13 protein-coding genes and 1 pseudogene are annotated in these 12,822 nt (G+C 71.6%); 5 read left to right on the top strand and 9 right to left on the bottom strand.

Translation table 11 applies throughout. The annotated features are described in order from the left end of the window. Positions 1-18 precede the first annotated feature (18 nt). From ACZ56E_RS29260 to ureA, 4 genes are read right to left on the bottom strand one after another with little or no spacing between them, the layout of a single operon-like run. Positions 19-663 carry a TetR/AcrR family transcriptional regulator gene (locus tag ACZ56E_RS29260; protein ID WP_471218696.1) on the bottom strand — a complete coding sequence of 215 codons (645 nt, stop codon included), beginning with the start codon at positions 661-663 and terminating at the stop codon, positions 19-21. A gap of 14 nt (positions 664-677) precedes the next feature. After that, positions 678-1,715, bottom strand: coding sequence for an agmatine deiminase family protein (locus ACZ56E_RS29265; RefSeq protein WP_468611487.1), 1,038 nt, complete (start codon positions 1,713-1,715; stop codon positions 678-680). 11 nt (positions 1,716-1,726) lie between these two features. After that, entirely contained in the window at positions 1,727-3,448 is a 1,722-nt protein-coding gene (locus tag ACZ56E_RS29270; protein WP_471218699.1) for an urease subunit alpha, read from the bottom strand. Beyond that, positions 3,445-4,149, bottom strand: coding sequence for an urease subunit gamma (gene ureA / locus ACZ56E_RS29275; protein ID WP_471218701.1), 705 nt, complete (start codon positions 4,147-4,149; stop codon positions 3,445-3,447). Before ureA ends, ACZ56E_RS29270 begins: the two co-directional genes overlap by 4 nt. 166 nt (positions 4,150-4,315) lie before the next feature. On the opposite strand from ureA, the gene ACZ56E_RS29280 reads away from it, so the two are divergent. Together ACZ56E_RS29280 and ACZ56E_RS29285 are read left to right on the top strand one after the other, a co-directional pair. Then, positions 4,316-5,761: a cytosine permease gene (locus ACZ56E_RS29280; protein WP_471218703.1), complete on the top strand. Its 1,446-nt coding sequence runs from the start codon at positions 4,316-4,318 to the stop codon at positions 5,759-5,761. Between the two features lie 48 nt (positions 5,762-5,809). Continuing rightward, on the top strand, positions 5,810-5,983 hold the full coding sequence (locus tag ACZ56E_RS29285; protein ID WP_471218705.1) for a hypothetical protein: 174 nt from the start codon (positions 5,810-5,812) through the stop codon (positions 5,981-5,983). Positions 5,984-6,002: 19 nt separating this feature from the next. On the opposite strand, the gene ACZ56E_RS29290 is transcribed toward ACZ56E_RS29285, so the two are convergent. Then, a complete protein-coding gene (locus tag ACZ56E_RS29290; RefSeq protein WP_471218707.1) occupies positions 6,003-6,932 on the bottom strand; it encodes a zinc-binding dehydrogenase in 930 nt (309 codons plus the stop codon). Positions 6,933-7,040: 108 nt separating this feature from the next. Here ACZ56E_RS29290 and ACZ56E_RS29295 point away from each other — a divergent pair, with 108 nt between their 5' ends. After that, positions 7,041-7,676, top strand: a complete 636-nt coding sequence (locus tag ACZ56E_RS29295; protein WP_471218709.1) for a TetR family transcriptional regulator — start codon at positions 7,041-7,043, stop codon at positions 7,674-7,676. A 238-nt stretch (positions 7,677-7,914) separates the two neighbouring features. Here ACZ56E_RS29295 and ACZ56E_RS29300 read toward each other — a convergent pair whose 3' ends face one another. Further along, positions 7,915-9,006 (bottom strand): branched-chain amino acid aminotransferase, encoded by a 1,092-nt coding sequence (locus ACZ56E_RS29300; protein ID WP_468611494.1) that lies wholly within the window; start codon positions 9,004-9,006, stop codon positions 7,915-7,917. A gap of 257 nt (positions 9,007-9,263) precedes the next feature. Beyond that, positions 9,264-10,313 (bottom strand): 3-isopropylmalate dehydrogenase, encoded by a 1,050-nt coding sequence (locus tag ACZ56E_RS29305; RefSeq protein ID WP_468611495.1) that lies wholly within the window; start codon positions 10,311-10,313, stop codon positions 9,264-9,266. A 140-nt stretch (positions 10,314-10,453) separates the two neighbouring features. Between ACZ56E_RS29305 and ACZ56E_RS29310 the strand changes: the two genes are divergently transcribed. Beyond that, positions 10,454-12,058: a purple acid phosphatase family protein gene (locus ACZ56E_RS29310; protein WP_471218711.1), complete on the top strand. Its 1,605-nt coding sequence runs from the start codon at positions 10,454-10,456 to the stop codon at positions 12,056-12,058. A gap of 10 nt (positions 12,059-12,068) precedes the next feature. Here ACZ56E_RS29310 and ACZ56E_RS29315 read toward each other — a convergent pair whose 3' ends face one another. Together ACZ56E_RS29315 and ACZ56E_RS29320 are read right to left on the bottom strand one after the other, a co-directional pair. Beyond that, positions 12,069-12,197 carry a hypothetical protein gene (locus ACZ56E_RS29315; protein ID WP_263398816.1) on the bottom strand — a complete coding sequence of 43 codons (129 nt, stop codon included), beginning with the start codon at positions 12,195-12,197 and terminating at the stop codon, positions 12,069-12,071. A 206-nt stretch (positions 12,198-12,403) separates the two neighbouring features. Beyond that, positions 12,404-12,532, bottom strand: a pseudogene (locus ACZ56E_RS29320) (LysR family transcriptional regulator); the annotation flags it as partial. Positions 12,533-12,681: 149 nt separating this feature from the next. Between ACZ56E_RS29320 and ACZ56E_RS29325 the strand changes: the two are divergent. After that, complete coding sequence (locus ACZ56E_RS29325) at positions 12,682-12,816, top strand: hypothetical protein (protein ID WP_471218713.1); 135 nt, start codon at positions 12,682-12,684, stop codon at positions 12,814-12,816. Positions 12,817-12,822: the final 6 nt, after the last annotated feature.

Raw genomic sequence — 12,822 nt, forward strand, 5'->3', positions numbered from 1 at the left:
ACAGCGCGCTGCCCCGTCTCACGATGCGGGCGGCGCCTGGGACGCGTGGGACGGCCGGGGGCCCGGGGCGAGCGCGTCGTCCAGGAACTCCCTCACGTGCGCGAGGACCTGGGCCCGCCCCGTCCCCCGCAGCCCGATGGCCACATGGATGGAGAACCCGTCGAGCAGCGCACGGAGGCGGGACGCGAAGCGGTCGGGGTCGACCGGGCCGAACTCGCCGCGCGAGACGCCCTCGGCGAGCAGCGCCACCAGGTCGCGGTGCCAGGCGCCCTCGATGGCGGCCTGCCGGTCGCGGCCCTCCTCGTCGGCGTTGAGCGAGCGGTTCCAGACCTCCAGCCAGAGCGTCCAGTGGGGGTCCCCGACGGCGTCGGGGACGTACAGGTCGACGTACGCGTCGAGGCGCTCGCGGGCCGTGCCCTGCCGGGCGAGGAGGCGGCCGCGCTCGGCGCCGAGGCGGCCCTCGCTCCACTCCAGGGTGCGCAGGAGCAGCTCGTCCTTGGTGCGGAAGTAGTAGAGGAGATGGCCGGAGCTCATGCCGACCTCGTGGCCGAGCGCGGCCATGGTCAGCTTCTCCAGGCCGCGCTCGGCGATCATCTCCATGGCGGCCGCCATGACGTCCTCGCGCGGTGGGGCGTTCTTCCGCGCGCGGGTCCGACCGGCCATCCCGTACTCCTTGATCACACCTTCGGCTGCTGCTGGGTGATGCAGTGGATGCCACCACCCCCGGCAAAGATCGTACGGGCGTCCACGAGCGTCACGGTCCGGTCCGGGAAGAGACCGCGGAAGATGCCCGCCGCGAGCTCGTCGTTCGGGTCGCCGAAGGCGCACAGGACGACGCCGCCGTTGCAGAGGTAGTGGTTGATGTAGGAGTAGTCGACCCAGCCCTCGTCGTCCTCGAGGACGGTCGGGGCGGGCACCTCGACGATCCGCAGGGTGCGGCCGCGGGCGTCCGTCTGGCCCTGGAGCGTCGCGATGACCTCCTTGCTGACCTCGAAGTCCGGGTGGGCGGGGTCGCGCTGGGAGTGGACGAGGACGACGCCGGGCGCGGCGAAGGCGGCGACGATGTCGACGTGGCCGAGGGTGCCGTAGCCGTGGCCGGGGTAGTCGGCGGTGAGGCCGCGCGGCAGCCAGATCGCCTTGGTGGTGCCGAGGTGGGCGTGGATCTCCGCCTCCACCTGCTCCCTGGTCCAGCCGGGGTTGCGCTCGGGGCCGAGCTGGACGGTCTCGGTGAGCAGGACGGTGCCCTCGCCGTCGACGTGGATGCCACCGCCCTCGTTCACGAGCTTCGAGGTGTACGTACGGGCTCCCACGAGGTCGGCGACGTGCGCACCGATCTTGGAGTCGTGGTCCCAGCGGGCCCACTCCTGGGCGCCCCAGCCGTTGAACGTCCAGTCGACGGCGGCCAGTCGGCCCTTGCCGTCGGTCAGGAAGGTGGGGCCGATGTCCCGCATCCAGGCGTCGTCGAGCTCGCGCTCGGTGACGTCGATGTCCGGGCCGAGGAGTTCCTCGGCGTACGGGGTCTGGCCGGGCCCGCAGACCACGGTGACCGGCTCGAAGCGGCGTACGGCGCGGGCGACGTTCGCCCAGGCGATGCGGGACTCGTCGAGGCCCTCGGGGTCGTCGAAGGTGGGGTTGGGGCACGGCCACGCCATCCAGGTGCGTTCGTGCGGGGCCCACTCGGCGGGCATGCGGAAGCCGTCGGCGGCAGCAGACATGACGTAAACCCTTAAAGGAAGTAGAGGCGGTTGAGGGAGACGGAGTCGGCGGGCTCGGAGCGGACCGGGTCGCCGTCGAGCGTGACGAGGCCGGAGCGCTGGTCCACGTCGACCGCTCCGGTGCGGGAGTTCAGGCGCAGGTCGGCGGGGCCGATGCCACGCGTGCCGCGCACGGCGACCCGGCGGCGGCGCGTGGGCATCAGGTCGTTGCCCTGGTCGACGGCGGCCTGCGCGACGAACGCCACGGAGATGTCGGCGGGCGTCGCCCCGTACGACCCGAACTGCGGGCCGAGGACGAGGGGTTCGCAGGTGTCGGTCGCGGCGTTCGGGTCGCCCACGACGCCGTACGCGGGGAAGCCGGACTTGAGGACGAGCTGCGGCTTGGCGCCGAAGTACTCCGGGCGCCACAGCACGATGTCGGCGAGCTTGCCGACCTCGATGGAGCCGACCTCGTGGGCGAGGCCGTGGGCGAGGGCGGGGTTGATGGTCAGCTTGGCCATGTAGCGCAGGACGCGCGCGTTGTCGTCGTGCGGGCCGTCGCCCTCCATGGGGCCGAGCTCGGCCTTCATCTTCCCGGCCATCGCGAAGGTGCGGCGGACGGTCTCGCCGGCGCGGCCCATGCCCTGCGCGTCGGACGAGGTGATACCGATGGCGCCCAGGTCGTGCAGCACGTCCTCGGCGCCCATCGTCCCGGCGCGGATGCGGTCGCGGGCCATGGCCGCGTCGCCCGGCAGGTCGGTCTTGAGGTCGTGGACCGAGACGATCATGCCGTAGTGCTCGGCGACGGCGTCGCGCCCGAAGGGCAGGGTGGGGTTGGTGGAGGAGCCGATGACGTTCGGCACGCCCGCCATCTTCAGGACGTTCGGTACGTGACCGCCGCCGCACCCCTCGATGTGGAAGGCGTGGATGGTGCGTCCTTCGAGCACCTTCAGGGTGTCCTCGACGGAGAGGCATTCGTTCAACCCGTCGCTGTGCAGGGCGACTTGGACGTCGTGCTCCTCTGCGACGCGCAGCGCGGTGTCCAGGGCGCGGGTGTGCGCGCCCATGTCCTCGTGCACCTTGAAGCCGGACGCGCCGCCCTCGGCGAGCGCCTCGATGAGCGGGGCGTCGTGCGAGGACGAGCCGCGGCCGAGGAAGCCGATGTTCACCGGCCAGGCGTCGAAGGCGTTGAACGCGTGGCGCAGCGCCCACGGCGAGTTGACGCCGACGCCCCACACAGGCCCGAACTCCTGGCCGATGATCGTGGTCACGCCGGACGCGAGGGAGGCCTCCATGATGCGGGGCGAGAGCAGGTGGACGTGGGTGTCCACGGACCCGGCGGTGGCGATGAGCCCCTCGCCGGAGACGATGGACGTCCCCGTGCCCACCACGACGTCGACGCCGTCGAGGGTGTCGGGGTTGCCCGCGCGCCCGATGGCGTGGATGCGGCCTTCCCTGATGCCGATGGACACCTTGCGGATGCCCTGCACGGCGTCGATGACGACGACGTTGCTGATGACGACGTCACAGGTGTCGCGGACCGCGGCAGCCTTCAGGTGCAGGCCGTCGCGGGCGGTCTTGCCGAAGCCCGCGAGGAACTCGTCGCCGTACTTCTGGGCGTCGGACTCCACGCGGATCGTCAGGCCGGAGTCGCCGAGGCGGACGTGGTCGCCGGCGCGGGGGCCGTGTGTGGAGGCGTACTCGTACGGGGTGAGGCGGCGCGGTTCGGCGGCGTGTCCTCCGGGGCGGCTCATCGCTCGACCTCCTGCTCAGTGGTTTCCGGTACGCCGAGGTAGCCGCAGGCGGCGGCGCGGCGCAGCGCCTCTTCGCGGGCGCCCGGCGCGTCCAGCGGCCCGTCCACCAGGCCCGCGAAGCCGATGGCGATCCGCTCGCCGCCGATGGGCAGCAGCCCGACGTCGACGCTCTCGCCGGGCCCGAAGCGGACGGAGGACCCGGCGGGCACGGCGAGCCGCATGCCGTACGCGGCGGCACGGTCGAAGTCGAGCCGGGGGTTGGCCTCGAAGAAGTGGAAGTGCGAGGTCACGGAGACCGGCACGGTGGCGGTGTTGGTCACGGTCAGCGTCACGGCCGGGGCCGCGTCCTCGTGCAGCGGCCCGGGCAGCAGTGCGCCGGGCGCCTCGTCGCCGAGTCCCTCCCCGATCGGGTCGGAGACGACCGCGAGCCGGGACCCGTCGTCGAAGACGGCCTCCACGTGCACCTCGGTCACCACGTCCGCGACGCCGGGCAGCACGTCGTCCGGGCCGAGCACCGAGCGGGCCCGCTCGACGGCCTCGGCGAGCCGGGCGCCGTCGCGGGCGGCCTCGCAGACCGTGTCGGCGATCAGCGCGGTCGCCTCCGGGACGTTGAGTCTGAGGCCGCGCGCCTTGCGGGACCTCGCGAGCTCGGCGGCCCCGAAGAGCAGCAGCCGGTCGCGTTCGGGGGGCGTGAGTCGCACGCGCCGTACCTCCCTGTTCCACGTTTAGAGCGCCACTCTAACTACGAAATCCGCACACGGGAAGCGGGGCCGGGGGCATTGACGAATGGGTGGTGAACGCGTCACATTGAGCGCTGCTCAAAAATGGGGCAACCATTCCGGACCAGCGAGCGTCAGGGGCACCCTCATGCCGATAGAACAGCGCGGAGTCGACACCATCCCGGACGGGGAGCGCACCAGCGGCCCCCGCGATCTCGTGTCGATCCTCATCGGCTCCAACCTCTGCCTGGGGGTGATCGTCTTCGGCTGGCTGCCGGTGTCGTTCGGCCTCGGCTGGTGGCAGTCGGTGAGCGCGGTGGTGGCGGGCACGGTGCTCGGCACGGCACTGACCGCGCCGCTCGCCCTGGTGTCGCTGCGCACCGGCACGAACCTCTCCACGTCCTCCGGCGCCCAGTTCGGGGTCCGCGGCCGCCTGGTCGGCTCCGTCGTGGGGCTGCTGCTCTCCCTCGGCTACACCGCGCTGACCATCTGGATCGGCGGCGACGTGATGGTCGGCACCCTGCACCGCCTGCTCGGCCTGCCGGCCGGCGGCTTCTCGTACGCCGTCGTCTACACCCTGCTCGCCGCCGCCACCGTGATCGGCGCCGTCTTCGGCTACCGCGTGCTGCTGCGGCTCTCCCGGGTCCTCGCCTTCGGCATGACGGCCCTCCTGATCCTCGGCGTCGTCGCGTACGCCCCCGACTTCACGACGTCGGCGCTGCCGGGGGCGGGCGGCTACCTCCTCGGCTCGTTCTGGCCGACGTGGCTGCTCGCCCTGGTCGCCGCGGGCCTCTCCGGCCCGATCGCCTTCATCACGCTCCTCGGCGACTACACCCGCTATGTCTCCCCGGCCCGGCACAGCTCCCGCGCGGTCCTCGGCGCGGCCTGGCTCGGCCTGCTCGCGGGGCTCCTGATCCCCCAGCTCTTCGGCACGTTCACGGCGTACGCGGCGCGTGCCGCCCTCGACTACGCGGGCGGGCTCGTCGACGCGTCGCCCACCTGGTACCTGGTGCCGCTGCTGCTCGCCGCCTCCGCGGGCTCGGTCGGCAACGCGGGCCTGATGCTCTACTCCATGGGCCTCGACCTGGACGCGATCCTGCCCCGCGCCTCGCGCGCCCGCGCCACCTACACGGTCGCCGTCGTCGCCACGGCCTGCGTCTTCGCCGGCCACTACGCGTGGGAGGCGCAGGACGCGATGACGTCCTTCGTGCTCCTTCTCACGGCCATCGGCACCCCGTGGGCCGTGATCACCCTGATCGGCTTCGCGCGCTGTCGCGGGGAGTACGACGCGGAGGCCCTCCAGGTCTTCAACCGCCGCTCCAGGGGCGGCGTCTACTGGTACCGCGCCGGCTGGAACGTGCAGGCCACGACGGCCTGGGCGCTGGGCGCGGCGGTCGGCGTACTCGCGGTCTCGCTGCCGTCGTACGAGGGCCCGCTGCTCTCCCTGACGGGCGGTGTCGACTGCAGCTTCCTGCTGTCGGGCGTGGTGGGCGGCGCGGCGTATCTGACGCTGTCGGCACGGGAGGGCCGGGCCGCCGCCCCCACCACTCCGGAGGCCGCCCCGGCCGCCGCCTCCGTCGATCACGTAGCCTGAGGCGGAACGTGACCGTCAGGGGATCACAGCAGTACGGGGAGTGCGACGATGGAAGAACTCATAGGTCTCGGCGTCCGCGCGGCCAAGGGCGCCGGAGCAGCGGTTCTCGGCGTCGTCGACGCCCTCACCAGCGGCCCGCTCACCCCCGTGGGTTCGAACGCCCCGAAGACGGACGACGAGAACGCGAACGAGGGCAAGAACGAGGACGGCAAGGACAAGTAGCCCGGGCACACCCCATACCTCAGGCGATGTCCAGGACCGCCTTGCCGTGGAGACGGCGGCCGAGCAGCTCCTCGGCCGCCTCCGGGAACCTCTCCCACGAACCCCGCCAGGACGTGCCGGGGTCGAGCGCACCGGACGCCACCTCCCCTGCCAGCCAGGTCAGATCCCTGGCGAGACCGGTGCAGCCGAGCAAGTAGAAGCTGACGACGGAGCGATCGTGCCGCCCGATGTCTCCAAAGAGGGTCCCGTACGGGAAGTGCTCGGCGTCACCGCCTGAGTGCCCCACGGACACGAGCGTGCCGTGCTGACCCAACTGCTCGTACGCCTCGACGAGTTGCCGCCCCCCGACCAGGTCGACCACGCCGTCCACGGGTGCTGCGGCCGCCGCGGGCGTGGCGATCACCTCGTGCGCGCCAAGAGCCCTGAGCGCGTCGCCGCGCCCTTCGGGGTCGCCGGTCACCGCGACGACCTCGGCGCCGCCGCGCCGGGCGAGCTGCACCGCGTACCGGCCGACGCCGCCGGTGGCGCCCGTGACCATGACGCGCCTACCGAGGGTCGGCCCGATCCGGTCGAGGGCGCGGAGAGCGCTGGCACCGGCGACCGGCAGCGTACTGATGGCCCCCAGATCCGCGCCCTCGGGCACGACACCCATCAAGTCCGTGTCGACGGCGCGGAGTTCGGCCCACCCTCCGTCACCGCCCAGGGTGACCACGGGGGTGCCGGCCGCCGGGCCCGAGCCGTCGGCGGCAGCGCGCTCGACCACGCCGGCGGCGTCCCAGCCGAGCACCGCACCTTCCGGTGCGCTCTCCAGGCCGAAGCGGACCTCGCCGTAATTGAGGGAGGTGGCGGTCACTCTGACCAGGGCCTGATGCGGCGCGGGGTCGGGAGCGGGGGCATCGCCGAGGCGCAGGCCCCCGGGGGCGGAACGGTCGACCAGTAGTGCGCGCATGGAAAGTTGTGCCTCTCTCAGGGGTCACGAGCTCGCTGACTGATCGCCATAGTGCCACTGAGTGGCAGAAGCCATCAAGGGGCAATCGCGCCCGGCTACACTTCCGCCATGGACTCCACGGACCTCGACCGCCTCCCCCTCCGGGAGCGCAAGAAGCTGCGGACGCGCCAGGCCCTGGTCGACACGGCCCTGGAACTCTTCACGGACCACGGCTTCGACGGCGTCACGCTCGACGCCCTGTGCGATGCCGTGGAAATCTCCAAACGCACCTTCTTCCGCACCTTCACCAGCAAGGAAGACGTGGCGATGGCGCCGACCCAGGACCTGTGGGCGGCGTTCCTGGAAGAACTGGAGCGGATCGAACCGGCACAGGGACAGCCGCTCTTCGACGTCCTGCGGGACGCACTGCTGGCCGCGCTCGGCCGTATGCCCGCCGAAGGCTGGCCCCACCGGGTGCTGCTCAGCCGCCGACTGGCGGCGCGCACTCCGTCCATGGACGCACACGGCCTCGCCTTCTGCGACCGCACGAGCCGAGCGGCCCTGGTCGTGGCCCGGCGCCGCTTCGACCTCCCGGAGGCGGACGACCTGCGCCCCCGGCTGGCGATCGACCTGCTGGTGTCGGCGTTCCACCGGGCACTGGAGACGTGGACCGAGGGGCCCGAGCCGACGCGGGACCGTCTCGCGTCACTCCTCCGCGACGCCTGCGCCGCGCTCCCGGCCGCCTTCGCCCTCCCCGCCCGCTGACGGGCCGTTGCCCTGCCACTTCGACTCGCGGGCCTGGCCATCTGCGGCCCGGTGGTGGCCGGCCGCGCAGTTCCCCGCGCCCCTGACCACACCTCCGGGCACCGCCCCCGGACGGCGAAGCCGTTGAGGGGCGCGGGGAACTGCGCGACCAGCCCCATACAGCCCGCAGCCGGAGGCGAAGAGGACGAGATCCCCCCGTCCCCGGCACGGGCCCACCCACGTGGCGACGGTCAAGCCATCAGCCGAGGTCGTGCATCCAGCCGTGCTGGTCCTTCACCGTGCCGCGCTGCACGTCCAGCAGCGCCTCGCGGAGCTTCATCGTGACCTCGCCCGGCTCGCCGCCGCTCTGCTGCCACTCGCCCGAGTTGCACTTCACCGTGCCGACGGGCGTGATGACGGCCGCCGTGCCGCAGGCGAAGACCTCGGTCAGGGTGCCGTTCTCCGTGTCGGTCTTCCACTGGTCGATGGAGATGCGGCCCTCCTCCGAGGTGTAGCCGAGGTCGCGGGCGACCGAGAGGAGCGAGTCGCGGGTGATGCCGGCGAGGAGGGAGCCCGTCAGGGCGGGGGTGACGATCTTGTCGCCGTACACGAAGTACAGGTTCATGCCGCCCAGTTCCTCGACCCACTTGTGCTCGACGGCGTCGAGGTAGGCCACCTGGTCGCAGCCCTTCGCCGCGGCCTCGGCCTGCGCGAGCAGCGACGCGGCGTAGTTGCCGCCGGTCTTGGCGTCGCCCATGCCGCCGGGGACGGCGCGCACGCGGTCCTCGGAGAGCCAGATCGAGACGGGCTGCACACCGCCGGGGAAGTAGGCGCCGGCGGGCGAGGCGATGACGACGAAGAGGTATTCGTTGGCGGGCTTCACGCCCAGGCCGACCTCGGTGGCGATCATGAAGGGGCGCAGGTAGAGGGACTCCTCGCCGCCGTGCGCCGGAACCCACGCCTTGTCCTGCCGGACCAGCGCGTCGCACGCCTCGATGAACGTCTCGACCGGCAGCTCCGGCATCGCGAGGCGGCGCGCGGAGGCCTGGAAGCGGCGGGCGTTGGCGTCGGGGCGGAACGAGGCCACCGAGCCGTCGGGCTGCCGGTAGGCCTTCAGGCCCTCGAAGATCTCCTGGGCGTAGTGCAGGACGTTCGTCGCGGGGTCGAGGGCGAGCGGGCCGTACGGCACGAGCTGACCGTCGTGCCAGCCGCGCCCTTCCGTCCACTTGATCGTCACCATGTGGTCGGTGAAGTGGCGGCCGAACCCGGGGTTGGCCAGGATCGCCTCGCGCTCCGCGGTGGCCAGCGGCGTCGAGGAGGGCTTGAGCTCGATGGTCGGCGTCGTCGTCATGAGTACTTCGTCCTTCACGTGTGATGGTGACGGACCGCGCTCACATCCGAACGCCCAGTACTAGGACGTCCGAGTTTCCCTGCTGCTTTCACGGCCCCACGTTCGATTATCGCTCGCGGGGTCCCCAGGGAGAAACGGCATGATGGCGGCCCGGGGGTCGATGGTGACACCCGGGGGCCGGATACGAGAAGCCGCCGGGTGCCTCTGGGGCCCGGCGGCTTCCGCGTGATCTTCCGCGCGATCTACGAGCTACCGGGTCAGCCCGCTACTCGTACGGCGAGCGCGTCGCCGATCTGCTCGGTGGTGCGGACGGTGTCCCCGCGCTCCGCGAGGTCGGCGGAGACCGCGGTCTCGATGCGGGCGGCCTCGGCCTCGTACCCGAGGTGGCGCAGGAGCAGCGCGACGGAGAGGACCGTGGCCGACGGGTCGGCCTTGCCCTGGCCCGCGATGTCCGGCGCCGAGCCGTGCACCGGCTCGAACATGGACGGGAACTCGCGGCTCGGGTTGATGTTGCCGGAGGCGGCGACGCCGATGCCGCCGGAGACGGCCGCGGCGAGGTCGGTGATGATGTCGCCGAAGAGGTTGTCGGTGACGATCACGTCGAAGCGGCCGGGGTCGGTGACGAGGTAGATCGTCGCGGCGTCGACGTGGATGTAGTCGGTGGTGACGTCGGGGAACTCCTTCGCCACCTGGTTGAAGACGTTCGTCCAGAGGTGACCGGCGTACGCGAGGACGTTGTTCTTGTGGACCAGCGTCAGCTTCTTGCGCGGGCGGGCCTGCGCGCGGGCGAAGGCGTCACGGACCACGCGCTCCACGCCGAACGCCGTGTTGACGGAGACCTCGGTGGCGACCTCGTGCGGCGTGCCGGTGCGGATCGAGCCGCCGTTGCCCGTGTACGGGCCCTCGGTGCCCTCGCGGACGACGATGAAGTCGATCTCGGGCTGGCCGGCGAGCGGGGTGGCGACGCCGGGCAGCAGCTTCGAGGGCCGCAGGTTGACGTGGTGGTCGAAGAGGAACCGGAGCTTCAGCAGGAAGCCGCGCTCCAGGACGCCGGACGGGACCGAGGGGTCGCCGATCGCGCCGAGGAGGATCGCGTCGTGCTGCTTGAGGGCTTCCACATCGGCGTCGGTGAGGGTCTCACCGGTGGCGTGGTACCGCCTCGCACCGAAGTCGAATTCCACCGTCTCGAGCTTCACATCCTGCGGAAGCACGGCGTTGAGGACCTTGAGCCCCTGGGCCACGACCTCTTGGCCGATGCCGTCTCCGGGGATGACTGCGAGATTGATGCTGCGAGAACTGGCCGACATAGGAGCACCGTACTCTTCGTCCCAGGGGATGACATGCCATGTCCGGCATGCGGACAGGCACCAGACGCGGCACCTCGTGGTCGGATTCTGTTCATCCCGACGTCTGGCGGGAGTTGGCCCCCGCTGGGAAGTTCCCAGGCATGGACACTCCCCACGTCGGCATTCCGGAGCGGCTCGCGGCCCGGATGAGCATGCCCGAACAGCACGAGTACCTGCGCGGGAAGTTCTCCCGCCGCAGGGTGCTCGCCAGTTCGTTCGCGACGGCCGGGGCGGTGGGCGGCGCGGGTCTGCTCGTCGGCAATTCCGGCACCGCCGACGGCGAGAGCGCGTCGGCGGCCCGCCCCCTCGCCGCGCCCTCCGCTCCGGTGCGGGTCGACGGCAGACTGGTGGCGCCCTTCGGCCGGCACCTCGCCTTCGGCGCCGACCCGAAGACGCAGATGCGGGTCTCCTGGCAGGTGCCGTTCGCGGTCAAGTCCCCTTTCCTGCGCGTGGGTACGCGGCCCTGGGAGCTGAGCCGGAAGATCGAGGCGGAGGTGCGCGACCTGCACACCCCGTCGCTCACGAAGAAGCTGCCCGCGGTCGAGCAGTACTACCTGCACGCGGCGCTCGACGGCCTGACCCCCGGCACGACGTACTACTACGGCGTCGGCCACGACGGTTTCGACCCGGCGTCGCCCGAGCGGATGGCGACCGTCGGCTCCTTCAGGACCGCGCCCGCCGAACCGGAGAAGTTCGTCTTCACGGCCTTCGGCGACCAGGGCGTCAGCTACCACGCCCTCGCCAACGACCAGGTGATCCTGGGCCAGAACCCGTCGTTCCATCTGCACGCGGGCGACATCTGCTACGCGGACAGCACCGGCCACGGCAAGGAGTCCGACACCTACGACGCGCGCGTGTGGGACACCTTTCTCGCCCAGACGGAGTCCGTCGCGAAGTCCGTGCCGTGGATGGTGACCACCGGCAACCACGACATGGAGGCGTGGTACTCGCCGAACGGCTACGGCGGCCAGTGGGCCCGCTGGTCGCTCCCGGAGAACGGCTTCGACCCGCGGAACGCGCCGGGCGTCTACTCCTTCACGTACGGGAACGTCGGCGTCGTCGCCCTGGACGCCAACGACGTCTCGTACGAGATACCCGCCAACAAGGGCTACACCGAAGGCCGCCAGACCGCCTGGCTCGACAGGCGCCTGCGCGAGCTGCGCGCCGACGAGTCCGTCGACTTCGTGGTGGTCTTCTTCCACCACTGCATGTACTCGACGTCGACGCACGCCTCCGACGGCGGGGTGCGCGACGCGTGGCTGGAGCTGTTCACCAGGCACCAGGTGGACCTGGTCGTCAACGGCCACAACCACGTCTACGAACGCACCGACGCCATCAAGGGCGGCGAGGTCGGCAGGGCCGTGCCGGTCGGCGCGTCGACCGATCCGACGCGCGACGGCATCGTGTACGTCACAGCGGGCGGCGCGGGCAAGGACCTCTACGGCTTCGGCCCCGGGGTCGAGGACAGCTATGAGGGCAACGTCCACGACCGCGACAGCATCGAGAGCTTCCACTGGACGAAGTCACGTGTGCAGAACCCGGACACCGTGGAGTGGTCCCGGGTGCGCTACACCGGCTTCTCGTTCCTCGCGGTGGAGGTGACGGCGGGGGCGCGCCCGAAGCTTTCGGTCTCCGCGCTCGCCGAGAGCGGCGAGCGCGTCGACCACTTCGAGGTGGTGCGGGGAGAAGGGCGGGGGACTCGGTGACCTGCCGGGCTCAGTGGCCCGTCTCGCCGCCGTTGTCCCTGCGGTCGAGGGCTCGCTGGAGGGCGGCGGCGGCGTTCCTGCGCTCGGCGTCGCTGGTACGGGAGGTGTGACGGACTCGGCGGGCGGTCGTCTCGGCCATGGGGGATCCACTCCTTGAGGGAAGGGTGCATTCATTACGAGACGCCGGGGGCGGGGAGCGCTGGAGCGGCAGGGTTCGCCTGCGTGCGGCTCCGGCTCGCTACCGCATTCGCTTGATCGAGCGAGACGTTCGGCTCCTACAAAGCTAAGGGAGAACGGAGCGTCTGTCTCCACAGTTACTCGGGCTTCCTACTATCTGAGACGGCTTCACCCGCGTACCGCTCTCAGCTCGCGGATCAGGGCCCGTACGGCGAGGGAAGAGGCCAGCTCAGGAGTGGTGACACAGCCGACCGAGCGCGTCGGGCGCTCCACTCCGAGATCAGTGATCCGCACCGTGCACCCCCGAACGTCGCGATCCCCACGTCCGCACGCCCCTCGGCGACCTCCCCCGCCGTGCCCGCACCCAGCTCACGCACCACGCGGGGCCGCCCGCCGACCTCCTCGCGAAGGCGGCGCCCGAGGGCATCGAGCTGTACCTAGACCACGTGGGCGGCGACCACCTGGAGGCGGCGATCTCCTCGCTGCGCCCGCGCGGCCGGATCGTACGGATCGGCACGGACGCGTTCCTGGGGATGCTGCGGGGCGAGAACCGGGGAAAGATGATCGTCCGCGCGAGCTGATCGAAA

The organism is Streptomyces sp. NPDC039480 (assembly GCF_055597165.1).